This is a genomic window from Sagittula sp. (assembly GCF_052825245.1).
This window is the reverse complement of sequence record NZ_JBRBWD010000044.1, coordinates 18,683-43,683: the sequence shown is the minus strand read 5'-3', so window position 1 is coordinate 43,683 and position 25,001 is coordinate 18,683. Positions and strand designations below refer to the sequence as shown.

Sequence of the window (25,001 nt, the reverse complement as noted above, 5' to 3'; positions counted from 1 at the left end):
GTCAGCTCTCCATGGTCAGGGTCTGGTAGATGTCAGGCAGGGCGCGGGGCAGGCGCTGCGGATCGGGCAGCAGGGTGAATCCGGCGCGACCAAAGATGCGGGCGAACCAGTCCTGTCCGTCCTGATCGACGATCACGCCATGCACCGACTGCCCCATCGCGCGGGCCTCGCGGACGGCCATGCGGCTGTCCTCGATACCGTGCGGGCCTTCGTAGTGGTCGAGGTCATTAGGTTTGCCATCGGTCAGCACCAGCAGCAGCCGGCGGGTCGCACCCTCATCTGCCAGTTGCGCCGAGACATGCCGGATCGCGGCCCCTAGCCGGGTGTAGTGCCCGGGGCGAAAGCCGCCGATGCGGGTGGTGACAGCCTGTGACATCGGTTCGGCAAATTTCTTGGCCCGGTGCAGGAAGACGCGGTCGCGTTTCAGCGACGAGAACCCCCAGATCCCCAGCCGGTCGCCCGCCGTGTCGATGCCACAGGACAGCGCGGCCAGCGCCTCGCGCGCGGTTTCGATCACCGATGTATCGCCGAGCGCTGCCTCGGTCGACCGCGAGCAATCCATCAGGATCGCAACGCTCAGGTCACGCGCCGTCGGGCGACCCGATTGCCAGACTCGGTCGCTGCCCTGCTGCCCGCAGGCCATGTCGGTCTGCGACGTCACCACCGCATCGAGGTCCAGATCGTCGCCGTCCAGCTGCCGGGGCAGGATCACGCGGCGGGGATGCAGGGGCGCAAACTGGCGACGCACGCGGGCGACGAGCCGCGGATCGGGGGCGTAGTCGGTGCGGGGCTTGGCCTCGGCCTCCAGCACGCGGGTGTGGTCGGGCATGTAGGCGCCGGTGCGGCGATTCCATTCAGGATAGGTGAACTTGCCCGCAAGCCGTTCGTGATCGGCATCCTGCGGCGACAGGTCCAGCGACAGGCGCAGGCGGGTGGCGGCGCGTTTGATGTTCTGCGACAGGGTCAGGTGATCCTGATCCTCTGCGGCCTTGGCGGCATTGTCCTGATCGTCGTCATCGACCATGCGGTTGATGTTCAGGCTTTCGGCCCAGGACATGATCGACTCGAACCTGTGGACGATGAAGCTGTCGTTGCGGTTGGCCTGATCGCGGTCTTCTCGGCGCGCCTCCTTGCGGGTGGGCAGGACCATCGCAGGGGCAGGGGACTCGTCACTCGCGGCGGCGGGCTGGTCGCTGCGGGTGCGGGGCCGCAGGCGCGGCCAGATCGGCAGGGCAGCAAAGGTCCGGTAGCCGCGCGGGGCAGGGCAGTCCAGGCATTCACGCTGGAACGCGTGGCCACAGAGCTGGTCCAGCAGCATCCGCTCGATCCCGGCTTCGCAGCGCGGCAGGCCGGTGCGATGGCGGTTCAGGGTGATGTGGGTACAGAATGCGGCATGCGGCAGCCGGAGGCCCGGACAGGCGACATAGGCGCGGTCAGACGCCTGCGCCAGCGCGTCGATCTCGGCCCGGTCGGCGGCGAGCGGGTCGGCCTGCGCATCGGGCAGGTCGACACAGGCGGCCAGCGCTGTCAGCCACAGATAGCACGCCCGGTTCAGATCGCGCGTGGGAAAGGTGTCGATCACCGGCGGCAGGCGCAGGCGGTCGCCGTCGAAATCCGCCGCGTGCAGCTTTTCACGCGGGGTTCCGATGCGCCGCAGCCGGTCGGGGCGATGGTCGGATGTGGTCAGCGGGGCCGGGGTGATCTCCACCCCCGCCGCGCCGCCAAGCGCCCGGAACAGCGCCAGCACCGAGGGACGCATGGCCTCGAACGTCACCGCACGCGTGTCATCCCCTGCAACGGCCCCCCAGCGCGACGCCATGTCGTGCCAGAGGTTGCCGACGGTCTCTTCGGGCTCCATCAGGTCGAGGACGTGGATCATGGCGTCACCCGTAGATCACGGCGGCCAGATCGCGCAGCGCCTGCTGCACATCCGGCTCGTCGGAAAGCGGTTCGATGATGGCGGCCTCGATGGCGCGATCCACCGCCATGCCGCGCGCAATCATCGTGGCCGCATAGATCAGCAGGCGGGTCGAGACACCTTCCTCCAGATCCATGCCCGACAGCGCGCGGATCTTGCCCGCCAGCCGAACCAGGGCGCCGGCGCGCGCCTCATCCAATCCGCTTTCACGCATGACCACGGGGGTTTCGACCTCGGGTGTCGGGAAATCGAAGCCGATGGAGACAAACCGCTGCCGCGTCGACGGCTTCAGCTTTTTCAGCACGGTCTGATAGCCGGGGTTGTAGCTGGCCACCAACATGAAGGGCTTGGGCGCCTGCAGCTCCTCACCTGTGCGGTCGATGACCAGACGGCGCCGGTCATCGGTCAGTGGGTGCAGGACCACGGTCACGTCCTTGCGCGCCTCGACCATCTCGTCGAGATAGCAGATGCCACCCTCGCGCACGGCGCGGGTCAGCGGGCCGTCGACCCAGACGGTTTCGCCGCCTTTCAGCAGATAGCGCCCGATCAGGTCCGCCGCCGACAGGTCGTCATGGCAGGCGACGGTGTGCAACGGCAGGCCAAGGCGCGCGGCCATGTGTTCGACAAAGCGTGTCTTGCCGCAGCCTGTCGGCCCCTTCAGAAGAAGGGGCAGGCAGTTTTCATAGGCCGTCTGGAACACCGCGCATTCATCGGATTGCGCATGGTAGAACGGCAGGTCGGTATGGATCAGGTCTTTCATGGCTCATTCTCCGGGTACGGCGACGGGGCCGGGTTTCACCACCTCGCGGCGCACCACGAGCATCGAGTAGATGAACAGCAGGGCACCAAGCACTACGGCGATGCCCGAGCCGAAGCGCATCAGGTAGAACAGGCCCAGCTGATCCTGTACGTCCATGTAGTAGTCGCCGACAATGCGCTGCATGTGGGTCTGGATTGTGCCGGCAAAGGTCAGCGTGAAGGTCATGAAGGCCATGCCGCCGGTCATCAGCCAGAAGCTCGCCATGTTCAGCACCTGATTATACGGGTCCCGCTTCCGCAGGATCGGCATCGCATAGGTGAACATCGCCAGGTTCAGCGCCACGTAAGCGCCGTAGAAGGCGAGGTGCCCGTGGGCGGCGGTGATCTGCGTGCCGTGGGTGTAGAAGTTCACCCCGTGCAGCGTGTGCAAAAAGCCCCAGACGCCCGCCCCGAAGAAGGCGACGGTGGAGGACCCCAGCGACCACAGCAGCGCGGCCTTGTTCGGGTGGTTCTTGCGGCCCTTCCAGACCATGACGAAGGCAAAGGACATCATGGCAAAGAACGGGACCACCTCGAAGGTCGAGAAGATCGAGCCGATCCACTGCCAGTAACCCGGCGTGCCGATCCAGTAGAAGTGGTGTCCGGTGCCGAGGATGCCCGAGAAGAGCGCGGTGGCGACAATGATGTAGAGCCATTTCTCGATCACCTCGCGGTCGACACCCGTCAGCTTCAGCATCAGGAAGCCGAGGATCGCAGCCATGACCAGCTCCCAGGTGGCCTCGACCCAGAGGTGCACGACCATCCACCAGTACATCTTGTCGAGCGACAGGTTGTCGGGGTTGATGAAGGCAAAGACCCAGAGCAGGCACAGCAGCCAGAGGCCCATCATCAGGATGTTGGTGATTGCCGTCTTGCGCCCGGCAAGGAAGGTCAGCGACACGTTCACGAGGAAGATCACCGCAGCCACGAGGATTCCGAACTTGACCCAAAGTGGCTGTTCTAGGAATTCGCGTCCGCCGTGAATGCCGACGATATACGACCCCACCGCGCCCAGCGTGCCGACCACGAGGATCGCAAGCTGGATATAGGCGAGCTTGACCGAGAATATCTCGCGCTCGCTCTCCTCGGGGACGAGGTAGTAGGCTGCGCCGAAGAAGCCCAGGAGGAGCCAGACGATCAGCGCGTTGGTGTGGATCATGCGCACTATGTTGAAGGGCAAGACCTCGGACAGCGTGTTGGGCGAGACGTAGATCCAGCCCAGCAGCAGCCCGCCCAGCACCTGGATGCCGAACAGCGCCATCGCCGCGAGGAAATAGGCGTAAGCCACCTTTTGCGATTGGTATTTCATGTTTTTTCTCCTTTCCCTCGATCAGCCCGCGTCGTTCGGCGGCCAGTTCTGGGTGTCGGTCTGATCGGCCCAGCGGAGGAATTCGGCGAGCCCGCGCATCTCCTCTTCGGTGATCTCGAAATGCGGCATCTGGCGACGGCCCTCGATTCCGGAGGGCTGCGCCTGCATCCAGCCGTCCAGCATCTCGTAGGCGCCCTCGGGGTCGTCGGCGACGCCCCAGCGGGTCATCACATTGCCGACCTCGGGGGCGAAATAGGCCCCTTCGCCGTGCAGCGTGTGGCAGTTGATGCAGGAGTTGCGCTCCCACACATGTTTGCCAAGGACGACCTCGTCGGTCAGGGGCATCCCGGCAGTGGCTTTGTCCACGATGTGCAGGTGGCTTTGCGCCGTGAGGGCCACGAACACGACGACGAAGAATATGGATCCCCCGTAGAACACGTTCCTTGCCCGCGATTTTGTTAGGAATTCAGACATGTCGCGGTCCTGTCGAATTGTTTCGGATGACCGCTGTGTATCGGGGACTGTCCCACCGCTTGTTGTGCAAACGCAAAGAAGCTGGCGAAAGGTACGGGCAACATGTGGCTATGAAAGGACAGCCCATGTCGCAGCCTGATTTCGACGACCCGGAACTACCTCTGGCGGAGCTGTTTTCCGCATGGCCGGATATGGCCGGGGTTTTCATGGACCGGCGGATGCTGTGCCCCGGCTGCCTGATCGCGCCGTTTCACGCCATTACGGATGCGTGTCTGGAATACGATCTGGACGAGGACGCGTTCCGGGCGGAATTGCGGGCTCGCCTGGCCAAGCCGTAGCCGTCACGCCTCGCTCAGCACCACCAGGGCATGAGGATCCGTGACCACGATATGCTTGCGGGTCGATTCCACGATGCCCTCTTTCTGCCATGCCGACAGCAGCCGGCTGACCGTGTGCAGGGTGGTGCCGGTCATGTCCGAGATGTTCTGACGGGTCACGGGAAAGGCGATCTCGATCCCCTTGTCCGTCTTGCGGCCGCTTTGATGGACCATGCGGAGCAGCGCGCAGGCGACGCGCTTTTCCACCGCCTGCGTCGCCATTTCCGTCAGGGTTTCCTGAATCTGGCCAAGGCGCTGACCGAGGGTCTTGTAGCTTTCTGTGGCAAAGCCGGGATAGCGGCTGGTGAAGTCATCCCACACGCGCACCGGCCAGGATAGTGCAATCGACTCGGCCGCGGCGATGGCGCTGGCGGGGTAGGTGTCGCGCTGCAAGGCGGGCGCAATGCCGAACAACTGCCCCGGCGAAATGTGCAAGACGATGATCTGGTCCCCCCCCGGGGTCGTGCGGACAACCCTCAGGTAGCCGTCCAGCAGCAGGTAAAACCGGTCGGCGTCATGCCCCTCGCCAAAGATCGTCGTGCCTTCGACGTAGCGGCGCGACACTGCCTGATCGAGGATCTCGCGGATCTGCGCGCGGTCCAGCAGCGAAAAGGGCGGCAGGCCGGTCAACAGGCTTTCGTCGAGTTTCGGCAAGGTTTCACATCCGGAGTTTGTGCAAGGGCAACGTTCCGACTGCCTGTCTACGGCAAATCAGGGGCAGACGAAACAAACGGAAACGCAGAAAGGATGCTCCGATGTTCAAATCCATGATGATGACCGCCGCCCTTGCCCTGACCGCCACCTTGGCCAGCGCCGAAACCCACGAGATCAAGATGCTGAACAAGGGTGAGGCTGGCGTGATGGTCTTCGAGCCCGCCTTCGTGAAGGCCGCACCGGGCGATGTGATCCACTTCCTTCCCGCCGACAAGGGCCACAACGTCGAGAGCATCGACGGTATGCTTCCCGATGGCGTCGACGGCTTCAAGACCAAGTTCAACGAAGAGTTCGAGCTGACGGTGGACGCGCAGGGTGTCTATGGCGTCAAATGCACGCCGCACTATGCCATGGGCATGGTCGCTGTGATCCAGGTCGGCGACGCCGCAAACCTCGACGAGGCAACCGCCGTCAAACACAAGGGCAAGGCCACGAGCCGCATGGCCGATCTCATCGCACAGGTCGAGTGACGTCCTGTCCCTTCGTCAAATGATCGATACGGGCGCGGCCAAAGGCGCCGCCCGATTGCCCTCGGGAGAGTTCACGATGACCGACCGCGAGACATACAAGGGCCCGGCGCTCTTTTCCTATGGCTTCAGACCGTTTTTCCTATCGGCTGCGCTCTTCGCGATGCTCGCTATTCCCATGTGGTGGCTGGTCTGGCGCGGCGACCTCGCACTTGCCAGCCGGTTAAACCCGGTGGACTGGCACATTCACGAGATGATCTTTGGCTATGGCGCTGCCGTTGTCGCGGGCTTCCTGTTTACCGCCGTGCCCAACTGGACCGGCCGCCTGCCGACACGCGGCGGACCTCTGGTGGTGCTGCTGTCGTTTTGGATTGCGGGACGCGTTGCCGTGGCAGGGCTTACGGGGCAGGGGCCATTCGTGGTGGCGCTGATCGATCAGCTTTTCCTTCTGGCGGTGACCGTGATGATCGCGCGGGAAATCGTCGCCGGCCGGAACTGGCGCAACCTCAAGGTGCTGGTCCCCGTGACGATGCTCTGGCTGGCCAACATCCTGTTCCACGCCGAGGCCGCGATGCAGGGAACGGCGGATCACGGTCGCCGGCTCGGGATCGCGCTGCTGGTCTTCCTCGTCATGTTGATCGGGGGACGCATCGTGCCGAGCTTTACCCGCAACTGGCTTGTTCAGCGCGGCGAGACTCGGTTGCCGGGGGGTTTCTCCCGCTTCGATGCGCTGTGCCTGGCGGCTGGCGCTGCAGGGCTGATTGCCTGGGTGGTCGCCCCATATACCATGATCTGTGCCGCACTCGGGACGACAGCCGCCGTGCTGCATCTCGTGCGGGTCGCACGCTGGCGGGGCGCAGGCACGTGGCCATCGCCGCTCCTGCTGATGCTGCACGTTGCCTACCTGATGGTGCCGCTGGGATTTGCCGCCGTGGCCCTGGCCGGACTTGGCCTCGTTGCGCCGGCAAGCGGGGCGCATGTGCTGGGCATCGGTGCGGTCGGCGGCATGACTGTGGCGGTGATGATGCGTGCGACGATGGGGCATACCGGTCGGCCACTGGAGGCTGGCAGGGTCCTGATGGGGGCCTTCGTTCTAATGATCGCGGCAGCTGCGGCGCGTGTGGCCGGCCCGGCACCACTCTTCGCGGGATTGGACGGCATCGACCTCTCCGCATTTCTATGGACCTGCGCCTTCGCACTCCTTGTGGCGCGTATCGGCCCCTGGCTTCTCCGCCCGAAGGCGGGCCGCAAGGTGTCCCGTGCCGCAGCCAGGGTTAGGATTCATGACCAGTAGATGACGGGCGTGGCGCGAGCGATTGCTGAGAGAAAGACCTTTGGGAAGCGGTCATGGCGGGTCGCCACCCGCCGTCAGTCCTTAAGTTTGACAAAGATGATTTTGACCGCTCCTGCGCAGGGCATTGCAAAGCAATGTCCCGAGACGGGTATTTGGTTGGGTGTTCTGCGTTGCTTGCGGCCCGGGACGCAGGCGCGTATCGCGTTGTCTTTCAAAGCGTCTCGGAACCAGTCGGCGTCATGGCCACGATCCCCGAACTCGGACTGATCGAACTAGGGCGGGCGCGGATTTCCAAGATGTACTGTTCAATGTCGCTGGGCCGCTGAGTAGCTCGCCAGACGCAGGGCTCTGAGCCCCAGTTCGGTTCGCAGGGTTTGGGCTGGCCGGGAATGCGCACAAGGCCAAAGGATTTCCTTTGCCCTGCGGATTGCCCCTTCGCACGGTCCCACGAGGGGTTGTAAGACAGCGGCATGGAAACCTGGCGCTTCGAAACGGTTGAACGGGATGGCGACACGGTGGGCGACGTCGCCTACCGCCGCATCCGCTCCCACATTATTCACGGCAAACTTCTGCCCGGCGAGAAGCTGAAACTCGACCGGATGAAGGAGATCTACGGTGCCTCGGTGACGACGCTGCGCGAGATACTCAACCGGCTGGCGGTCGAGGAGCTGGTGACCGCCGAAGGCCAGCGTGGGTTCAGGGTGAGCGCGGTCAGCGCCGGAGAGCTGCGGGAACTGGCGGTCTTGCGCGGTTTGCTGGAAAGCCATGCGCTGCGCGCCGCCATCGCGCAGGGGGATATCGAGTGGGAGGCCTCGGTTGTGGCCGCGCACTACAAGCTGTCCGTGGCCGAGCGCGCCCTGATCGCAGGCGACCCCGCGGTGGTGGACCGCTGGGTGGCCTGTGACTGGGGTTTTCATAACGCGACCATCGCCGCCTGCGATCAACCGATCCTGCTGCGCAGCTATGCTTCTATATTTGACCGCTTCGCCCGCTATCATCAGCTGGCTCTGGACTTTCGGGGGCAAGGCGTAGTCGAGGATCACGTCCGTCTGCGCGATCTGGTGATCGGGCGCGATGCCGATGCAGCGGTTGCGCTGCTGACCCGTCACATCGACAGCGGCGTGGCGCACCTGCTGGCCTCGGGGCGTTTTACGTGACCGTCAGATTTCTGCATCGTCGGGTCGTGCGGGCTGTCGGCGGTCGGTAAAGGCCGCCTTGTTTGAGACCGCCCAGTTGTTTCGGGCCTCGCCATGACAAGCGAACCCCTGGAGGCTTGCCGATCTTGCTGCGTCGTGCCGAGCGTTTCGCGCCGCACCTGATCGCGGAGGAAAGCGGCACATATTCGACCTGGACACTTGTTACCGCCGTTCGTTGGTGTCCGCTGGGTGTCTAGGCGGATGCCTTGATAATCAGCCCAAGGCGGCAACCCACCTGCTCCCGGCCTTATCCGCGCGACGAGTTGCGAAGGTTCTCTTATCAACCTCACACGACAAACCCTGCGTGCGTCGATCGGGCAGGTGTGCGGGCCTTCGGTTTCTCGGATCTTTTGCAGCCATTCACCCTGATCCGGATAATTGACATACAGTATGGCAGGTGCTTCAAGTCCAACAAAGGAGCATGCACAGATGGATGAGGCAGAAGAGTTCGACCTTGTGGTAATCGGGGCGGGTGCCGCGGGTCTTGCCGCCAGCGCGACGGCTGCGCTTGCCGGGTTGCGGGTCGTGCTGCTGGAAGCTTCCGACCGGGTCGGGGGCACATGTGCGATCTCTGCCGGCTGTGCCTGGTTGCCCAACACGGTGCTTTCCAGAGAGGACGATCCGGACGCTGCAAGACGGTACCTCGATCACGTGGTGGGCAACGAGTCGCGTGCCGAGATGCGAGAGGCCTTTCTCGCGCGCGCGCCCGAGATGGTCGCGGAGCTGCAGAATGCAGGCGCGATCGATCTCGCACCCTTTGCGCACCATCCTGACTACCATACGGATCTCCCCGGCGCCGTGACCCGGGGCAGGGCGCTTGGGGCGCAGCCCTTCGACGGGCGCAAACTTGGATCCGCCTTCAGATTGGTGAAGCCGCCCTTGCCGGAGTTCACGATCATGGGCGGAATGATGGTCGACCGGACCGACATCGGGCACTTGCTGCGCACCACGCGGAGTTTGGCCAGTTTCCGCCACGCGGCGGGGCTGATGCTTCGCCACGGGCGAGACCGGCTGACCGGGCCGCGCGGGCGGCGTCTTGTCATGGGCAACGCGCTGGTCGGGCGCCTGCTTGCCTTTCTCATCGACCACGGGGTCGAGATCCGCACCGGATGCCGCGTCGACCGCATCGTGGTCTCGGACGGGCGGGCGACGGGCGTTGCCATCGGGAAACAACAGATCGCGGCGCACTGCGGCATCGTCGTCTGCACTGGCGGCTTCTCGCATCACGCCCGGCTGAGGCAGGACCTGTTTCCGGACCCGCTGGCCGAGCAATCTGTGGTGCCTGACACCAATACCGGCGGTGGCCTGGACCTGCTGCTTGGCGCCGGTGGCCAGCTTGAACGCGGTTATTCGAACGCGGCCTTCTGGGCTCCGGCATCGGCTCGGACGCGGCCCGACGGAAGTAAGGCCGTCTTTCCGCACCTTCTGCTGGACCGGGCCAAGCCCGGTATCATCGCGGTGGATGCGTCAGGACGGCGCTTTGTCGATGAATCGACCTCGTACCACCGGTTTGTCGAGGGCATGTACCGGGCCGGCGCGATCCCTTGTCACCTGGTGTGCAACGCGGCGTTCATCCGTCAGTACGGTCTGGGCGTGATCCGCCCGATGACCCGGCGCCTCGGTCCTTGGGTGGCCGAGGGCTACCTTGCCGAGGGGCGCGACATCAAAGCCATCGCCACTGCCATAGGCGCCGATCCTGCAGTGCTGGCAGACAGCTTCGCGCGAAACGACCGCTATGCAGCGGAGGGGCGGGACCCGGAATTCAACCGCGGCTCAACGGCCTATTCCCGCAACCTCGGCGATCCGGACCACATCGGGCCGAACCCCTGTCTCGGGCCGATGGGGGAGGGGCCCTATTATGCCGTCCGCCTGCACCCTGCGGACATCGGCACTGCCATGGGCATCGTCACCGATACCGAAGCCCGGGTTCTGGATGCCGCTGGTGCCCCCATCCCCGGCCTCTACGCCGCCGGGGCCGACATGGCGTCGGTCATGGGCGGCAGTTACCCCGGTCCGGGCATCACCATCGGTCCCGCGCTCACATTCGGCCATGTCGCGGCGCGACATGCCGCCACTTCGAAGGAGACCTGAACATGACCCTGCCCGGAACCGCCTTTCTGGCCCTTTGGCATGACATCGACCCCGCGTCGCAAACGGAATACATGGAGTGGCACACGCGCGAACACATGCCCGAGCGCCTCTCGATCCCGGGCTTTCTGGTCGGCAAGCGGCTGATCGACCAGAGCCGACAGCGGTATCGGTACGGCACCATCTACACTGCTGAGTCGGTCGAGGTCTTCCGCTCGCCCGCCTATCTGGAGCGTCTCAACAATCCGACCGAATGGTCCGGCCGGGTGCAGCCTGCGTTCCGCAACTTCCTCAGGGTCGCCTGCGACCGGCTGGCGTCGTCCGGCGTTGGCGACGGCGGCGCGATGGCCACGATCCGGCTGACTCTTGCCGAGGGCGGAAACGCCGCGCTGAAGGATGGGGCGCAGGGACTGTGCGATGACCTGCTGGCGGTGACCGGCGCCGCCTGCGTGCATGTCGGGGCCGCGCGCAACGAGGTCTCGGACATCCGCACACGCGAAACCGAGATGCGGCCCGGCATGGCCGAGAAAGGCTTTGACGTGGTGGTTCTCATTGAAGGCAGCGGCAAGCCCGAGCTCGAGGCCTCGCTGCCCGAATTCCACCGCGTGATTGGCAACAGCGGCCTGAGCCTGAGCGACCCGCAGACCATCGTCTATCACCTCGCTTATGCGCTTTCCGCCGCAGACATGGCTGCCGGGCAATGAAAGCGGTCGTCAAGCAGGCGCCGCGCGATGGCTGCATGGCGGTTGTGGACAGGGACATCCCTGCCCGTGGTCCGGGTGAGGTGCTGATCCGCATCACCGCCGCCGGGATCTGCGGGACAGACGTCGCGATCTGGAGGTGGCACGAGGCGGTGGTGGGCCAGTACGCCCCGGACTTCCCGGTGGTCATCGGCCATGAATTCGCCGGGGTGGTCGTCGAAGCGCCCGAGGGCAGCAGTTTGGCGCCGGGCGCGGTCGTCGGCGTCAACCCGCAGGTCGGCTGCGGGACCTGCCGGTATTGCGGTCTTGGGCGCCCGACCCTATGCGACCGCCGGCGCATGATGGGCGGTCACATCGACGGCGGCTGGACCGAGATGATCTGCGTGCCGGCCGCGCAGGTCTTTGCCCTGCCGCAGGGTGTCGACCCTGCCGTCGCCCCGCTGCTGGAGCCGCTTGCCGTCGCGGTCCACGCCGTGATGGAGCAGGTGCCGCTGCGTGCCGGTGATGCTGCGCTGATCATCGGCGCCGGACCCATCGGCCTGCTCTGCGGCATCCTCGCGCTGGAGGCGGGGGCCTCCAGGGTGGTGATCACCGGCGTCGCCGATGATGCCGGTCGTCTCGAGCTGGCCCGTGAACTGGGGATGGAGGCTGTCGATGTCGATGTGGATGATCCCGCCGCAGCACTTGGTCCCGAGGGCGCCGACGTGGTCTACGAAACCAGCGGCAACGCGGCCGTGGCGCAAAGCCTGCTGAAGCTGGTGCGCAAGGCCGGGCGGATCGCTCTGATCGGCCTTTGCCATGGCCCCGCAACCTTCGTCACCACGCCCGCCGTGCTGAAAGAGGTGCAGTTGACCGGCTCGCGGGCCTACAACGATCCGACCTGGCGGCTGCTGATGAAGTTGCTTCCGCAGGTCGCGCCGAAAGTCCTTCGCCTGGTAACCCACCGCTTTCCGTTGGACCGCTTCGAGGACGCGTTGAAGGCCGTGGCCGCGCGCGAAGGAGTCAAAATACTGCTGGAACCCTGACAGGGCCGGTGTGAGGGCTCACCCGGGCAGGTTCCAACCCCGCGCGGTGTCGCCATAGGCCGCGCAGCCCGTCTCGGTGATGGCAACGGTGTCTTCGAGCTTGATGAACCCCAGCCGGGGGTGTTGCCATGTCGTCTCGACGGACAGCACCATCCCGGCCTCCAGCGGGCGGTCCCGGTGGGGCGCGGGGTAGGGGATCGGCCCGTCGTCCATCAGACGGGGCGCCTCGTGGGTGATCAGCCCGACACCGTGCACCACGAAGGAGAATGAGCCTTCGCGCGGACGGGCCAGAAGATCGGCAACCGCGTCGAACGGCGTCCGGCCGGCCACGCCAGCCCGCAACGGCACCCGTGCGGCCTGCTGCACCGCTTCGATCGCGGCGAGGGCGTCTTCCAGTTCTGCCGACGGAGCGGAAAGGGTGCCCATGCGGCACAGGTCGCCGAGGTAGCCCTGAACATTACCGCCCGAGTCGAGCGACAGTATGTCCTGAGCTTCCAGAACCTGGGTGGACGGCGCCCGGTTGAGGCTTTGACCGGCGGTGATCAGGCAATATTCCCAGGTGAGGCCTCGTGCGATTTCTTCGCGGCGCAGTATCGCGACGGCGTCGTTCTTCGTCATGCCGGGGCGCAATTGCTCAAAGGTGGCCTGCATGGCGTCCACGACCCCCTCGGATGCGGCGCGCAGCAGGTCCAGCTCCCAAGGCTGCTTCACGGCGCGCAATTCTTCGAGGATCGTGACCGCGTCCACAGTTTGTGTCGCCGGCAGTCCTGTGCGCAGACACGCCCATGCGTCGGCAGGCAGGAATCCGGTTTCCACCGCCAATGCGCCCGGCGTCAGCCCCCGCTCCGCAAGCCCCCCGAGCGCGAGGTGCATGGCATCCACCGAGCCGCGCGACTTCGCCACGACCTCCGGCACCCAGAAACGGTTCAGTTCTTCCTCGAACCGCTCGTTGGCATTGGCGACGTAAAAGGCGAGGTCGGGCCTACCGGCGGGGTAGACCAGCAGGGGAAGGTAACGGCTGAGCCCGATGGCATCCATCGCTTCGAACATGAAGAAGCTGTAGTTGCCCAGCAGATACTGGATGTTGTGCTTGGACGAGGCGATCAGCACGTCGACCCCAGCGTCCTGCATCAGCCGGTCGAGGCGGGCTGTGTCGAAGGGCGGCAGGGGGCGCTCGGTCATGGCTGGCGCTTTGCGTCGAGGTCCGCCATCGCGCGCCGCGACTCGGCGAGGCAAAGCTCTGCCCAGGCGGCGTGGCCCATGTCGGCAATCCGGCGGTGGCTGGGAATCTCGACGCTCACGACCAGGTCGGCGGGGAGCGCGCCCACGATCCCCGCAAGGTCCGCGCCGCCCTCACCGGGCAGCAGCCGCTCTTGCCGAGCGGTGAAGAGGAGCTCTTCGACGGACTCGGCGGGCCGCGCGGGGCAGTCGCAGATCTGGAGGTAGCTCAACCGCGAGGCGGGAATTCCTCGCAGATCGTCCAGCGTGGTGGCGGACCGGGCCACGTGGATGGTGTCGATCAGCACCTCGCCGTTCGGCTGTTCGGCGGCGGTCACGACCCGCAGGGCCGCGGCGGCGCTGTTCAGCGGCGCCCAAGGCGTGAATTCGAGGTTGATGGATAGGCCGAAGGGCCGCGCCGCCTCGCACAGGGCGGCGAAGGTATCGGTCAGGCGTCCCTCGTCCTTGTCGAGGCCCGCCGCGATCACGGTCCGGGCCTTCAGCCGTCCGGCGGTCTCCAGCATCGGCACCCAGTGGTCCACGCGGGTTTCACCGTCGATGCAGGCGATCTCGATGTCGTGGATGGACACGCCCGTATCGGCGATGGCCCGCTCCGTTTCGCGCAGCATCGCCGCGTTCTTCCACAGCGGAAACGCCTGCCCGCCGGGCAGCGCGGGCATCAAACGGACTCCGGCGGACTGGTAACCAGACCTGGCTGCAAGGGTGATGGTCTCGGGCGGGGACAGTTCCAGCGTGAGGTAGGAGAGGCAGTACGAACGGGTCACTGACGGGTCTTTCTTCTTGGATATCGACGGGTCTGCAAGACTATTGACATACTGTATGTCAGTTGCCAAGTATCGGCGACAGCCAGCTGCCATGCGCCGGTGTCACATCCGGCAGGCGCGGCAGAAAAATCAGGGAGGAGAAAAGATGAACGCCTTGCTTTGCAGGATTTCCATGACCGCGGCGGCGGTGAGCATCGGCCTTGGCGCCGGTGCCGCCATGGCGCAGGACACGATCACAATGCGCATCGCCCACAACATGCCGCAGACGCACAGCTATTCACTGTGGCTCGACAAGTTCGAAGAGGTGCTGGAGGAAGAATTCCCGGGCCGCTTCGACATCAAGGTCTTTCCCGCTGCCCAGCTCGGTACTGAAACCGAGTACCTCGAGGCGATGCAGCTGGGCACCCTGGACGGAGCTATCATGGGACGTCACGGCCAGATCGACCCGCGGCTCGACGTGCTGAACCTGCCGATGATCTACCGCGACGACGCGCATGTCGACGCGGTGCTCCACTCGGACAGCGCGGTCGAGGCGCAGCTCAGCGACATCCTCTACGAAAAGGGCTTCAAGGTGCTGGCGTGGGGCGAGCTTGGCTTCCGCTACATCACCACGAACGGCACCGAGGTTCGCTCTGCCGCCGACCTGCAAGGGCTCGACATCCGCGTTCCCAACGTCCAGCCATGGCTGACCGCCTTCAAGGCCTGGGGCGCGAACCCGACGCCGCTGCCCTTCGAAGAGGTCTATTCGGCGCTTCAGCAGGGTGTGGTGAGCGCTCAGGAGAACCCGCCGGAGAACATCTGGACGTCGAAGTTCCACGAGGTCCAGTCCACCATGAGCCTGACCGGCCACGCCAACATCCCGACGGAATTCGTGCTGTCGCGATCGTTCTGGGAAAGTCTGCCCGATGACGTGAAGGACACCGTTGTCGAGGCTGCCAAGGCCGGAAGCCTGATCCAGGTCGCCGCCGCCCGCGAGGCCAATGCCGCGCTGGTCGACAAGATCGAGGAGTCGGGCGTCACCATCGTCCGAGACATCGACAAGGAGTCGTTCCGCGCCGGTGCCGAGGAATCCTATGCCGCCTCCGAAGACACCATCGGTCGCGACCTCATCGACGCCGTTCTAGAGGCCAAGTGACGTGGCTTTGATAAACCAAGTCCTGCGCTGGTTTATCGGCATCCTCATCGTCGCGCTGGTGATCAGCGTGGCGATGGGCGTGTTCTGGCGCTACGGCCTCGGCAACTCGCTGTACTGGGCCACCGAGGTGCCGAACGTCATTCTTGTCTGGATCGTGTTCATCGGCTCGGTCGTGGCCTATTACGAACGACGCCACATCGCATTTACCGCGCTGGTCGACGCTCTGCCCGAACGGCTGCGGTGGAGCTTCCGCATCGTGGCGGAACTGGTCGTCCTCGCCTTCCTGGGCGCGTTGACCGTGTACGGCTACCAGATCGTGTCGAGCGCGATGAACAGCCTTTCGGACGCGCTGAAGATCCCGCGCGGCTACTTCTACATCTGCATGCCGCTGTCCGCCCTGCTCATGGCGGTGTGCAGCGTGGAAAACCTCTTCCGGCTGCTGCGCAGACCGGGTGAAGGAGCACCAACATGATCCTGACGATCTTCGTCGCCTTCTTCGTGCTCCTGTTGATCGGAGTGCCCGTTGCCATGGCAATCGGCGCAGCGGCGATGGGGGCCTTCTGGCTGGACGGCACCTTTCCGATGGCGCAGGTCCCCCACAAAATGGTCAACGGCGTCTATTCGTTTCCGCTGGTCGCGGTGCCACTGTTCATCCTGGCGGGTGCACTTGCGGGAGAAACCTCGATTGCCGCACGGCTGGTGCGGCTCGCCACAGCTCTGGTCGGGCACATCCGTGGCGGGCTGGGGCACGTCAACGTCGCCTCCTCGATGTTCTTCGGCGGCGTGTCTGGCTCTGCCGTGGCCGATACCGCAGCTGTGGGCAGCCTGATGATCCCGGCGATGGAGAAGCAGGGTTACAGCCGCGAGGACGCAGGCGCCATCACCATCACCTCGTCGACCATCGGCATCCTGATCCCGCCGTCGATCCCGATGGTCCTCTACGGCGTGACCGTGGGCACGTCTGTCGGCGCACTGTTTCTGGCCGGGTTGGTTCCGGGCATCCTCGTCGGTCTTTTACTCATGGTCGCGGTCTACGTCATGGCCAAGCGCAAGGGCTGGCCCCAGGCAGAACGGCGCGCACCCGCATCCGAACTCTGGGCCGCTTTCAAGGACGCGATCCTGGCGCTGCTTCTTCCGGTATTCCTGCTGGGAGCCATCGTCACCGGACTGACCACCGCCACCGAAGCCGGCGTGATCGGGGTCGTCTACGCACTGTTCCTGGCGGGCGTCGTCTATCGCGAATTCAGCTTTCGCCAGCTCGGCACCATTGTCGTCGAAGCGGCGGTCAACACCGCAATCCCGCTCTTCGTGGTCGCGACCACCTCGGTCGTCGCCTGGGTCGTGGCCATCGAGCAGTTCCCGGACTCGCTCGTCGGCTTCTTCAACGGTCTCGACGCCAGCCCGTGGGTGGTGCTGATCCTGATCAACCTGTTCCTGGTGGTGATCGGGATGTTCGTCGACCTTGTCCCTGCGCTGATCCTCTTTGCCCCGATCCTGTTGCCCGTGGCCGTGGCCCAGGGCGTGGACCCGGTGCAGTTCGGCGCGATCATGGTGGTGAACCTCGGCGTCGGGCTGGTGACACCGCCTGTCGGAAACTGCTTGTATGTCGGGGCCGCGGTGGCGAAGGTGCCTGTGGGCCGGCTCGTTCGCGCCTCTCTGCCCTTCCTGCTTATCAACTTCCTGACGTTGCTGCTGGTGACCTTCGTGCCGTGGATCAGCCTCTTCCTGCCGTCGCTGTTCTACTGAGGTTGTCATGAAGGCACTCGTGTACAAGGGCAAATCCCGGATGGAGTGGGAGGATGTACCGACGCCGGAGCCGGGCGGAGGCATGGTCCTTCTCAAGGTCGCAGCCTGCGGCATCTGCGGGTCGGACATGCACGGCTATCACGGACACGATCCCCGCCGCGTGCCACCGATGATCATGGGCCACGAGGCCGCGGGCGTGGTCGAAGGCGGAGCGCTCGACGGCCAGCGGGTGGCCCTGAATCCCTTCCTGAACTGCGGAACCTGCGAACGTTGCCTGTCCGGCGCCCCGCAGCTCTGCGAGGCGCAGCGCAACATCGGCTTGCCGCCGCACGCGGGCGCCTTCGCCGAGGGCGTGCTGGTGCCCGAGCGCAACCTCGTCCCTATTCCTGATGATATGCCCTTTGACGTTGCTGCCCTGGCAGAGCCTCTGGCCGTTTCGGTGCATGCGGTCCGTCTGGGGATGCGTGCACTGGCAGAACCGCTGTCCACCGCGCGGCTGGTCGTGCTGGGCGGCGGGGCAATCGGCCTGACGACGGCACTGGTGCTGATCGCCGAAGGCGCCCGGAACGTGACGCTGGTCGAGACCTCCGCCGCGCGGCGGGCCACGGCAGAGGCGGCCTCCGCCCGGATCTGCGCCGTCGCGCCCGAGGAGGCGTCCGTGCCTGGTGACGCCGACATGCTCTTCGACGCTGTGGGTGCCGCGGCCACGCGCACACTGGCCTTTTCCCTGGCACGGCGAGGCGGGGTGATCGTCCACAGTGGCCTTCTGCCCGGCAGCGAAGGTGTGGATGTGCGGGCGCTGACCCTGCGCGAACTGTCCTTCCTGGGCGCCTACTGCTACACGATGGCGGACTTCCAGCAGGCCATTGCCCTGCTGCGTGCCAGGGCTCTCGGCGATCTGACCTGGGTCGAGCGACGCCCCATGTCATGCGGCAGCCGCGCCTTCGCCGACATCGACGCGGGCACCCTAGCTGCCGCGAAAATTATCCTGACCGTGTGAAAGGAAACCACATGATCCACAAGACCGTAAAAGGCATCCGCATTCCGGCCCTGGGCCTGGGCACCTTTGAGCTGACCGGCGACTCAGGCGTCGCGGCCATCCGCACCGCCATCGAACACGGCTATCGTCACATTGACACCGCGGCCCGCTACGGCAACGAGGCAGAGGTCGGCCAGGCCATTCGCGAGTCCGGCGTGCCGCGGGATGAACTGTTCGTCACCACAAAGGTCTGGTTCGACAAGCTGGCGCCCGATCAGATCCGACAGAGCGTCGCAGATAGCCTCGATCGGCTGCAGATGGATGCGGTCGACCTGCTGCTGGTGCACTGGCCGACGCGCGAGGTGCCTCTGGCCGATACGCTCGCCACTTTTGCCGAGATGCGCGACAGCGGCAGGACCCGCAGCATCGGGGTCAGTAACTTCACGATCCCGCTGCTGGCCGAGGCGGTCGACACCTGCGGCGCCGACCTTGTGGTGAACCAGGTCGAGTATCACCCGTATCTTGCACAGGACAAACTGCTGGCCGATGCGCGCAGCCGCGACATGCTGCTGACGGCCTACCAGCCCATCGCCCGCGGCGAAGTCTTCCAGGATCCGACGATCACCCGTATTGGCGAGGCACACGGCAAGTCTGCCGCCCAGGTGACCCTGCGCTGGCTGGTGCAGCAGGACAACGTGGCGGCCATCCCGCGCTCGTCCCGGCCCGAGAACATCCGCGCGAACCTGGACATCTTCGACTTCGAGCTGAGCGATGCGGAAATGGCCGAGATCGCGGCGCTGGACCGGCAGGACCGCAAGAGCGATTTCGACTGGGCCCCGGATTGGGACAGGCCCTGAGCCTGTCCCGTTTCGGACGGCGCCTCAGTAGGTGCCGCGCCCGCCCGAGGCATCGTAAGCCACGCCGGTGGTGAAGGAATTCTCCGGGCTGGCGACGAAGGCGACAAGTGCGGCCAGTTCCTCGATCTGCAAAAGGCGACCCATAGGGATCTTGGCCTTGCTCGCCGTCACATGCTCGGGTGTCATCTGCTGAAGGAGATCGGTCTCGACCATCACCGGGGCCACGGCATTGACCAGGATCCCGGTTCGGATCAGTTCCTTGGCCAGCGACTTGGTCAGCCCGATGACACCGGCCTTGGCCGACGCATAGGCGGCGATCCCGGGCACGCCCTCCTTGCCAGCGATCGAGGCGATGTTGACGATCCGACCATAGCTTTGGGCCTTCATCTGCGGGATCACTGCACGGCAGCACAGGAAGACAGCGGTGAGGTCGATGTCGATCACCCGTTTCCAGTCGGCCAGGTCGTAGTGCTCGACATCGGCGACGGGACCATTGATGCCCGCGTTGTTCACGAAGACGTCGATCCGTCCGAAGCGCGACAAGACGTCGGCCGTCGCGGCCTCGACCGAGGCCGGATCGGTGACGTCCACCTTCATCTCTGCGGCCGGGGCATCGGATTGGCCCGGCGCGACATCGGCCAGGTCCCAGACGACGACTTGCGCGCCCTCTTGTGTCAGCCTGCGGGCGATGCCCAGCCCGATGCCGCGCGCCCCGCCGGTTACGATGGCGACCTGATCCTCGAAACGTCTCATGTGCGGCTCCGGTAGAATGCGATGGTGTCGGAAAGGCCCTGCTTCAGGGTCATGGGCTGCCACTCGGGGAAGAGCCGGGCCAGCGCGGGTTCCGCCTTGGGTCCGTCGATGGGCATGGGCGGGCCGGCCGCGTCGATCCGGGCCCCGGGCGCCAGTTCGTTGATTGTCCGGGCGATGGCAGCCGTGTCGGTCTCCCGGCCCAGCAGGGTGACGGCATTGGCGCCCTCCGGTGGAGCCTCGACCGCGGACAGGAAGATCCGCGCGACGTCGTCGGCATGGATCATGTCGATGGGACCCGTGAACGGGATGGTATAGGCCTCGCCCCGCGCGGCGGCTTCACAGGCGAGGGTCGCCCCTGCCGAAATCCCCACGTCGCGACCGGGCCCGTAGACCACGTAGGGGCGAAAGCCGGTCGAGCTGATGCCGTCTTCGGCGTGGAAGGCGCGTGCACTGTGTTCTGCCCCCAACTTGAAGGCACCGTAAAGCGTCGTCGGACGCGGCTCGGCGCCGCCGTCCGGTCCGAAGACCCCCATGCTCGACATGTAGGCGACGTTGCGGATGCCATGGGTGCGGGCGGCGAGGAAGGCGTTCAGGGTGCCGATCAGGTTGACCTCGGCGCCTAGAACCGGATGGTCCCGGCAGGCGGGCGTCAGCACGCCCGCAAGGTGGACGAGGCCGTCGCACCCCTGCGCCGCCGCGGCCACCGGCTCCGTCCGGACGATGTCGCCGACGTGCCAGTCGATCCGGTCCGCCAGATCGCGTCCGGCGATTTCCGCCACCTTCCCGCGATTTTCATGCATGTCGAACACGACCGGATCGTGCCCGGCCTCCGCCAGCCTGCGGATGATCCACGCCCCGATGAAACCGCCGCCTCCCGTTACCAGCACCCTCATGCCTGTCTCCTAGCCAATCTCTCATCCTCGTATTAACTGGTATACAGTATGTCAATTGTCCATATATTGGACCTGCCCGAGCCATCGGGTACAGTCGGCGGGATCGGGCAGAAAAAGGCATCGGGGCATGGCACTGAAAGCGAACAAGAACGTCAATCCGATGAAGAAGAGCCCCATCAACCGCCCGCAATCGCTGGCGGCGACGGTGGCCGAACGCCTGAAGGAGGCGATCCTGCGCCGCGAAATCGCGCTGGGTGAGCCGCTGTCCGAGGAGAAGATCGCCGTCGCGATGGATGTCAGCCGCACGCCTGTCCGCGAAGCGCTGACCATCTTGCAGATGCAGGGGCTGATCAACATACTGCCGCGCCGGGGCAGCATCGTCTTCAAGCCCGACGCAGAGGAGCTTCGCGCGCTGGTCGACTACCGCCTGCACCTCGAGCGTCTGGTCAGCCGCCTTGCGCTGGAGCGCGCTCCGGAGGCCACCCTGCAGGGGCTTCGCGAGGCGATCTCGATGATGGACACCGCCCGGGCGGCCGACGACTCCCTCGCCTATGCCGAGGCCGACACTACATTTCACAACACCTTCTTCGAGAACGCCGGCAACCCGTTCTTCTGCGAGGCCTTCGACATCGCTTCGGGCCGTCTTGCCGCGTTGCGCGTGCATCTGTCGGCACAGCTCAGCCTGCATCGGCACACGACCTACTCGGAACACCTCATGATCGCCGACGCGGTCGAGGCACGCGACGCGGACGCGCTGCAGGACCTGCTGACCCGGCATATCGCGGCGATGGAGCCGAACTATTCCGGCGCACTTCAACTGCTGGACGACGGGGTCTGATCCCGGCGACCATCCGGCAGACCATCGAAGCAAGGCCCGACAAAGCTGGCCAGCAGGGCCTCAAACCGGGCCCAGCCGTCAGGTCTCTTCGGGACTCAGTCGTCCTCGCCGATCATCTCGATCAGGATGCGGACGGCGTGCACGTACCCTTTGGCGCCAAGCCCTGCCAATACTGCAGTCGCGACGCCCGACACCAGCGAGTTGTGATACATCGGTTCGCGCTTGTGGATGTTCGAAATGTGGTACTCGATCAACGGTTTGCCGAACATCTTCAGCGCGTCCATGATCGCCATCGAGTAGAAGGTGAAGGCGGCCGGGTTGATGATCATCCCCGCGCTCCTGTCCGTGGCCTCGTGAATCCAGTCGATCATCGTCTCTTCGGAGTTGGTCTGCCGGAACTCGAGCGGCCGTTCCCCCACGGCCTCTCGGCAAAGCGCCTCGACCTCGGCCAGCGTGGTGTAGCCGTAGATCTCCGGCTCGCGGACGCCCAGCCGGTTCAGGTTCGGGCCGTTCAGGATATAGATCGGCTTTGACATCGCATGAGTTTCCTCGTTGGCACGAAGGACCCGGACGCCGAAAGGCGTGCCGGGTCTCTGATCCTAGGTGTGGTCGATGGGCGCGGTTTCAGAGGCCGTTGATGCGGTCCAGCATCCCCTCGGGCCAGTCTGCCGAGAGGTCCGACTCGAGGTACTTCTTCTGCGCATGGCTGCGGAAAGCGTCAAGGTCGGGCTCGTAGATCTTCAGCCCCTCGCCCTCGAAGAACGCGGCCAGCTCGTCCTCACGGGCAAGGTGCTGCTCGGTGCTCCAGGCAATCGCCTCGTCCGCGGCGGCCTGGAAGGCTGTGCGCTGCTCTTCAGTCATTTCGTCCCAGACGCGGCTGGAGATGACCAGCAGGTCGAAGGCCACCAGATGCGACGTCAGCACGATCTGGTCGGTCACCTCGTAGAACTTCATGTTCTCGACGTTCGGGAAGGGGTTGTCCTGTCCGTCGATCGCGCCGCTCTGAAGGCCGGTATAGACCTCCGAATACGCCATCGGGGTCGGATTGGCGCCAAGCGCCTCGCCCAGGAACTGCCATGCGTCACCGCCCGGCATCCGCAGTTTGACACCGGACATGTCTTCGGGCGTACGGATTTCCTTGTCGCCGCGAAGGTTCACCTGACGTGTGCCGAAGTAGGTCGGACCGAGGATGTGGATGCCCAGCTGATCCTCGGCCATCGCCACCATCTCTTCACCCGCCTCGCTGGCAAAGAAGGTGCTGAGATGCTCGGCATCGCGGAACAGGTAAGCGGCGGTCAGGATCGAGAACGCGGGGATCTGCTTGGCGATGTCCTGCGGCGCAACGTTGCTCATGTCGAGGTTGCCGCGCTGAATGGCGACAAGCTCCGTGCCCTGCGCGAACAGCGTTCCGCCGTAGTACAGTTGGAGGTCGAAGCTATCCGCCACCGCGGACTTCAGTTTTTCCATCATCTCCGCGCGAATGTCGTTCTGTGTGAACACCGCCGAGAAGGTGAGTTCCCTTGCGTCCTGCGCTGCGGCGGCAAGAGGGAAAAGGGCCATGGCCGCAGCGGCGAAACCACAGACGAACCGACGATTGAGATTTAGCATTTTTCCTCCCATAATGTCCTACGAAAATAGAATCGTAGGGTGTTTTGGAAGATATATCAGGAATCACCCCCATGCAAACTCGCATCGACCCGTGTGGCGGGCGATGGGGCAGGGGCGCCGTATTCCGGCGCCGCTGTATTTTGAGTCCGAGGGTCTCGTTATCCCGTGATCCGGCGCAGCCATTCGGCCATCCGGCGGAGGCTGGATTCCGTGTCCGGGCAATATTCCATGGCGCGAAGATAGCCGTGGATCAGCCCCTCTCCCCGGTCGACCTCGACATCGACGCCTGCCGCCGTCAGCGCCTCGGCATAGGCCAGCCCGCTGTCGCGCAGAGGGTCGTTCTGTGCCACAGCGATGAAGGCAGGAGGCAGGCCCGCATGACTATCGGCCGCCAGAGGCGTTGCGCGCGGATCGCCGTGCAAGGTTGCCTCGTCCGGACAGTAGAGCACGTGGGTCGCCGCCATGCCCGCGACCTTCAGGAGGGGCCCCTCGGCGTTCTCGGCGTAAGAGGGGCGGGACTGGTCGAAGTCGCAGGCCGGATAGATCAGAAGCTGGGCGCAGATCGGGACGCCTTCGTCACGGCAGGCCAGCGCCGCGGCAGCGGCAAGGTTGCCGCCCGCGCTGTCGCCTCCGATGGCGATGCGCGCCGGGTCGATCCCCAGGGAGTTTACTTCCGCATGGGCCCATCGCGCCACGGACAGCACCTGCAGGTAGGCCGCCGGAAAGGGATGCTCCGGCGCCAGGGCGTAATCGACCGAGATCACGGTCTGCCGGTTCCAAGCTGCAAGCCGCGCGGTGATGTCCCAATGGGTTTCCGGGCTGCCCTGCATCCACGCCCCGCCGTGCATGTAGATCAGCGCAGGCTGCGTGCCGCCGCTGTCATGACGAAAGACCCGCACCCGCACCGGACCGCCGTCGCTGTCAATCCAGTGTTCGTCATCGGTCTCGACCTCGCGGGGTGTCAGCAGGCGCATGTCGCGCGCGATGCTTTCGAAGTGCGTACGCCGCTCGGCGGGGGTCGCCCGCGGTGCGAGCGTGGCCCATTTGCTGTCCCATACGTCGAGAAATCGGAAAATACCCGGGTTGATCGTGCGTGCCTCCTCCTTGGGTCTTGGCATGTCGAACTCGGCGGAAAGTCCGGGCTTCATCACGAGTCCCAGGATCATGTCGCCGACATGGCGGCACAGCATGCGCTGGCCACGCTCGGTAAAGAGGTCATTGCCGAAGATCCGAGAAAAGGTCGCGCGGTTGGCGATGTTGAAGATGGACAAAGCCGAGATGTGCCAGTGCAGCTCGAGCGCCGTCAGCCCGCGCCGGAACAGGCCGGCGTCGCAGCCGCGTTGGTAGATGTCCTCGAGCAGCAGGATCACCGAACTGTTCTGCCCGGCCAGGATCTCGGACGAATCCATATGCGCGGCGCCGTGGATGTTCTCGATCATCACCAGTCGCACGAAGTCCGGGTCCTGGCGGTGGTGGTCGAAGGTGAACTCCGCAAGCTGACGCAGCGCCGTCATGGGATGTACGGCGCGCAGGTCGAGGGCGGCCTCGTCGTCGCGCATCCGCGCATAGGCGTCCTCGAGTACGGCGCGGTAGAGCCCCTCCTTGTCGCCGAAGTAGTAGTAGATCATCCGCTTCGACGTCTTCGTGCTGGCCGAGATCTCATCGACCCGCGCGCCCGACAGGCCCTGCCGGGCAAAGACGGTGCGCGCGACCTGCAGGATGTTGCGGCGCACGGCATCGGGATCCTGTTTCCAGCCACCGCGTTGCGTTTCGCCCGGGCGCGGTTGGGAAGGTGCATCCCCCATGGTGCCGTCTCTCCTTCGATCCT

The 25,001-nt window shown here is 65.2% G+C and carries 25 protein-coding genes and 1 pseudogene; 13 read left to right on the top strand and 13 right to left on the bottom strand.

Annotated elements, in window-relative coordinates; all coding sequences use genetic code 11:
- Position 1 precedes the first annotated feature (1 nt).
- Genes ACU0DV_RS19215 through ACU0DV_RS19200 form a run of 4 tightly spaced genes read right to left on the bottom strand, consistent with a single transcriptional unit; the run spans position 2 to position 4,499 of the window.
- Positions 2-1,879, bottom strand: coding sequence for a VWA domain-containing protein (locus ACU0DV_RS19215; RefSeq protein ID WP_446269870.1), 1,878 nt, complete (start codon positions 1,877-1,879; stop codon positions 2-4).
- A 4-nt stretch (positions 1,880-1,883) separates the two neighbouring features.
- Complete coding sequence (locus tag ACU0DV_RS19210) at positions 1,884-2,678, bottom strand: AAA family ATPase (RefSeq protein WP_446269869.1); 795 nt, start codon at positions 2,676-2,678, stop codon at positions 1,884-1,886.
- 3 nt (positions 2,679-2,681) lie between these two features.
- Positions 2,682-4,025, bottom strand: coding sequence for a cbb3-type cytochrome c oxidase subunit I (locus tag ACU0DV_RS19205; RefSeq protein ID WP_446269868.1), 1,344 nt, complete (start codon positions 4,023-4,025; stop codon positions 2,682-2,684).
- Positions 4,026-4,046: 21 nt separating this feature from the next.
- Positions 4,047-4,499, bottom strand: coding sequence for a c-type cytochrome (locus tag ACU0DV_RS19200; RefSeq protein ID WP_100931294.1), 453 nt, complete (start codon positions 4,497-4,499; stop codon positions 4,047-4,049).
- 125 nt (positions 4,500-4,624) lie between these two features.
- On the opposite strand from ACU0DV_RS19200, the gene ACU0DV_RS19195 reads away from it, so the two are divergent.
- Positions 4,625-4,837: a DUF1858 domain-containing protein gene (locus ACU0DV_RS19195; protein ID WP_446269867.1), complete on the top strand. Its 213-nt coding sequence runs from the start codon at positions 4,625-4,627 to the stop codon at positions 4,835-4,837.
- Positions 4,838-4,840: 3 nt separating this feature from the next.
- On the opposite strand, the gene ACU0DV_RS19190 is transcribed toward ACU0DV_RS19195, so the two are convergent.
- Positions 4,841-5,530 carry a Crp/Fnr family transcriptional regulator gene (locus ACU0DV_RS19190; protein ID WP_100931292.1) on the bottom strand — a complete coding sequence of 230 codons (690 nt, stop codon included), beginning with the start codon at positions 5,528-5,530 and terminating at the stop codon, positions 4,841-4,843.
- Between the two features lie 101 nt (positions 5,531-5,631).
- On the opposite strand from ACU0DV_RS19190, the gene ACU0DV_RS19185 reads away from it, so the two are divergent.
- Entirely contained in the window at positions 5,632-6,060 is a 429-nt protein-coding gene (locus ACU0DV_RS19185) for a pseudoazurin (RefSeq protein ID WP_446269866.1), read from the top strand.
- A gap of 76 nt (positions 6,061-6,136) precedes the next feature.
- A complete protein-coding gene (locus ACU0DV_RS19180) occupies positions 6,137-7,351 on the top strand; it encodes an NnrS family protein (RefSeq protein WP_446269865.1) in 1,215 nt (404 codons plus the stop codon).
- Here the strand turns inward: ACU0DV_RS19180 and ACU0DV_RS19175 are convergent.
- A pseudogene (locus ACU0DV_RS19175) lies at positions 7,339-7,602 on the bottom strand (IS5/IS1182 family transposase); the annotation flags it as partial. The gene ACU0DV_RS19180 and the pseudogene ACU0DV_RS19175 sit on opposite strands and share 13 nt — an antisense overlap.
- Positions 7,603-7,821: 219 nt before the next feature.
- On the opposite strand from ACU0DV_RS19175, the gene ACU0DV_RS19170 reads away from it, so the two are divergent.
- The 4 genes from ACU0DV_RS19170 to ACU0DV_RS19155 all read left to right on the top strand — a co-directional run bounded on the left by ACU0DV_RS19170 (position 7,822) and on the right by ACU0DV_RS19155 (position 12,361).
- A complete protein-coding gene (locus ACU0DV_RS19170) occupies positions 7,822-8,508 on the top strand; it encodes a GntR family transcriptional regulator (protein ID WP_370313584.1) in 687 nt (228 codons plus the stop codon).
- Positions 8,509-8,976: 468 nt separating this feature from the next.
- Complete coding sequence (locus tag ACU0DV_RS19165) at positions 8,977-10,638, top strand: FAD-dependent oxidoreductase (RefSeq protein WP_446269864.1); 1,662 nt, start codon at positions 8,977-8,979, stop codon at positions 10,636-10,638.
- 2 nt (positions 10,639-10,640) lie between these two features.
- Positions 10,641-11,339 carry a hypothetical protein gene (locus ACU0DV_RS19160; RefSeq protein ID WP_446269863.1) on the top strand — a complete coding sequence of 233 codons (699 nt, stop codon included), beginning with the start codon at positions 10,641-10,643 and terminating at the stop codon, positions 11,337-11,339.
- The gene (locus ACU0DV_RS19155) at positions 11,336-12,361 is read left to right on the top strand and encodes a zinc-dependent alcohol dehydrogenase (RefSeq protein ID WP_446269862.1); all 1,026 of its coding nucleotides are present in this window, start codon (positions 11,336-11,338) and stop codon (positions 12,359-12,361) included. The genes ACU0DV_RS19160 and ACU0DV_RS19155 overlap by 4 nt, the downstream gene beginning before the upstream one ends.
- Positions 12,362-12,379: 18 nt before the next feature.
- Here ACU0DV_RS19155 and ACU0DV_RS19150 read toward each other — a convergent pair whose 3' ends face one another.
- Both ACU0DV_RS19150 and ACU0DV_RS19145 read right to left on the bottom strand, forming a co-directional pair.
- The gene (locus tag ACU0DV_RS19150) at positions 12,380-13,543 is read right to left on the bottom strand and encodes a M24 family metallopeptidase (RefSeq protein ID WP_446269861.1); all 1,164 of its coding nucleotides are present in this window, start codon (positions 13,541-13,543) and stop codon (positions 12,380-12,382) included.
- Positions 13,540-14,364 (bottom strand): sugar phosphate isomerase/epimerase family protein, encoded by an 825-nt coding sequence (locus ACU0DV_RS19145; protein ID WP_446269860.1) that lies wholly within the window; start codon positions 14,362-14,364, stop codon positions 13,540-13,542. The genes ACU0DV_RS19150 and ACU0DV_RS19145 overlap by 4 nt, the downstream gene beginning before the upstream one ends.
- A 145-nt stretch (positions 14,365-14,509) precedes the next feature.
- Here ACU0DV_RS19145 and ACU0DV_RS19140 point away from each other — a divergent pair, with 145 nt between their 5' ends.
- The 5 genes from ACU0DV_RS19140 to ACU0DV_RS19120 are packed head-to-tail and all read left to right on the top strand — an operon-like array spanning position 14,510 to position 19,081.
- Positions 14,510-15,499, top strand: a complete 990-nt coding sequence (locus ACU0DV_RS19140) for a TRAP transporter substrate-binding protein (protein ID WP_157815098.1) — start codon at positions 14,510-14,512, stop codon at positions 15,497-15,499.
- A gap of 1 nt (position 15,500) precedes the next feature.
- On the top strand, positions 15,501-15,971 hold the full coding sequence (locus tag ACU0DV_RS19135) for a TRAP transporter small permease (RefSeq protein ID WP_100931283.1): 471 nt from the start codon (positions 15,501-15,503) through the stop codon (positions 15,969-15,971).
- Complete coding sequence (locus ACU0DV_RS19130; protein WP_100931282.1) at positions 15,968-17,245, top strand: TRAP transporter large permease; 1,278 nt, start codon at positions 15,968-15,970, stop codon at positions 17,243-17,245. The genes ACU0DV_RS19135 and ACU0DV_RS19130 overlap by 4 nt, the downstream gene beginning before the upstream one ends.
- A gap of 7 nt (positions 17,246-17,252) precedes the next feature.
- A complete protein-coding gene (locus tag ACU0DV_RS19125) occupies positions 17,253-18,245 on the top strand; it encodes a zinc-dependent alcohol dehydrogenase (protein WP_446269858.1) in 993 nt (330 codons plus the stop codon).
- Positions 18,246-18,256: 11 nt separating this feature from the next.
- Positions 18,257-19,081, top strand: a complete 825-nt coding sequence (locus ACU0DV_RS19120) for an aldo/keto reductase (protein WP_446269857.1) — start codon at positions 18,257-18,259, stop codon at positions 19,079-19,081.
- A 24-nt stretch (positions 19,082-19,105) separates the two neighbouring features.
- Here ACU0DV_RS19120 and ACU0DV_RS19115 read toward each other — a convergent pair whose 3' ends face one another.
- Both ACU0DV_RS19115 and ACU0DV_RS19110 read right to left on the bottom strand, forming a co-directional pair.
- Positions 19,106-19,834 carry an SDR family NAD(P)-dependent oxidoreductase gene (locus ACU0DV_RS19115; RefSeq protein WP_446269856.1) on the bottom strand — a complete coding sequence of 243 codons (729 nt, stop codon included), beginning with the start codon at positions 19,832-19,834 and terminating at the stop codon, positions 19,106-19,108.
- Entirely contained in the window at positions 19,831-20,727 is an 897-nt protein-coding gene (locus ACU0DV_RS19110; RefSeq protein ID WP_446269855.1) for an NAD-dependent epimerase/dehydratase family protein, read from the bottom strand. The genes ACU0DV_RS19115 and ACU0DV_RS19110 overlap by 4 nt, the downstream gene beginning before the upstream one ends.
- Positions 20,728-20,854: 127 nt before the next feature.
- Here ACU0DV_RS19110 and ACU0DV_RS19105 point away from each other — a divergent pair, with 127 nt between their 5' ends.
- Positions 20,855-21,565, top strand: a complete 711-nt coding sequence (locus tag ACU0DV_RS19105; RefSeq protein WP_446269854.1) for a GntR family transcriptional regulator — start codon at positions 20,855-20,857, stop codon at positions 21,563-21,565.
- Between the two features lie 95 nt (positions 21,566-21,660).
- Here the strand turns inward: ACU0DV_RS19105 and ACU0DV_RS19100 are convergent, their stop codons facing one another.
- The 3 genes from ACU0DV_RS19100 to ACU0DV_RS19090 form a co-directional block, all read right to left on the bottom strand.
- Positions 21,661-22,101: a type II 3-dehydroquinate dehydratase gene (locus tag ACU0DV_RS19100; RefSeq protein ID WP_446269853.1), complete on the bottom strand. Its 441-nt coding sequence runs from the start codon at positions 22,099-22,101 to the stop codon at positions 21,661-21,663.
- 88 nt (positions 22,102-22,189) lie between these two features.
- Positions 22,190-23,173 carry a sialic acid TRAP transporter substrate-binding protein SiaP gene (locus tag ACU0DV_RS19095; protein WP_446269852.1) on the bottom strand — a complete coding sequence of 328 codons (984 nt, stop codon included), beginning with the start codon at positions 23,171-23,173 and terminating at the stop codon, positions 22,190-22,192.
- Positions 23,174-23,331: 158 nt separating this feature from the next.
- Entirely contained in the window at positions 23,332-24,978 is a 1,647-nt protein-coding gene (locus tag ACU0DV_RS19090; protein ID WP_446269851.1) for an alpha/beta hydrolase fold domain-containing protein, read from the bottom strand.
- Positions 24,979-25,001 lie beyond the last annotated feature (23 nt).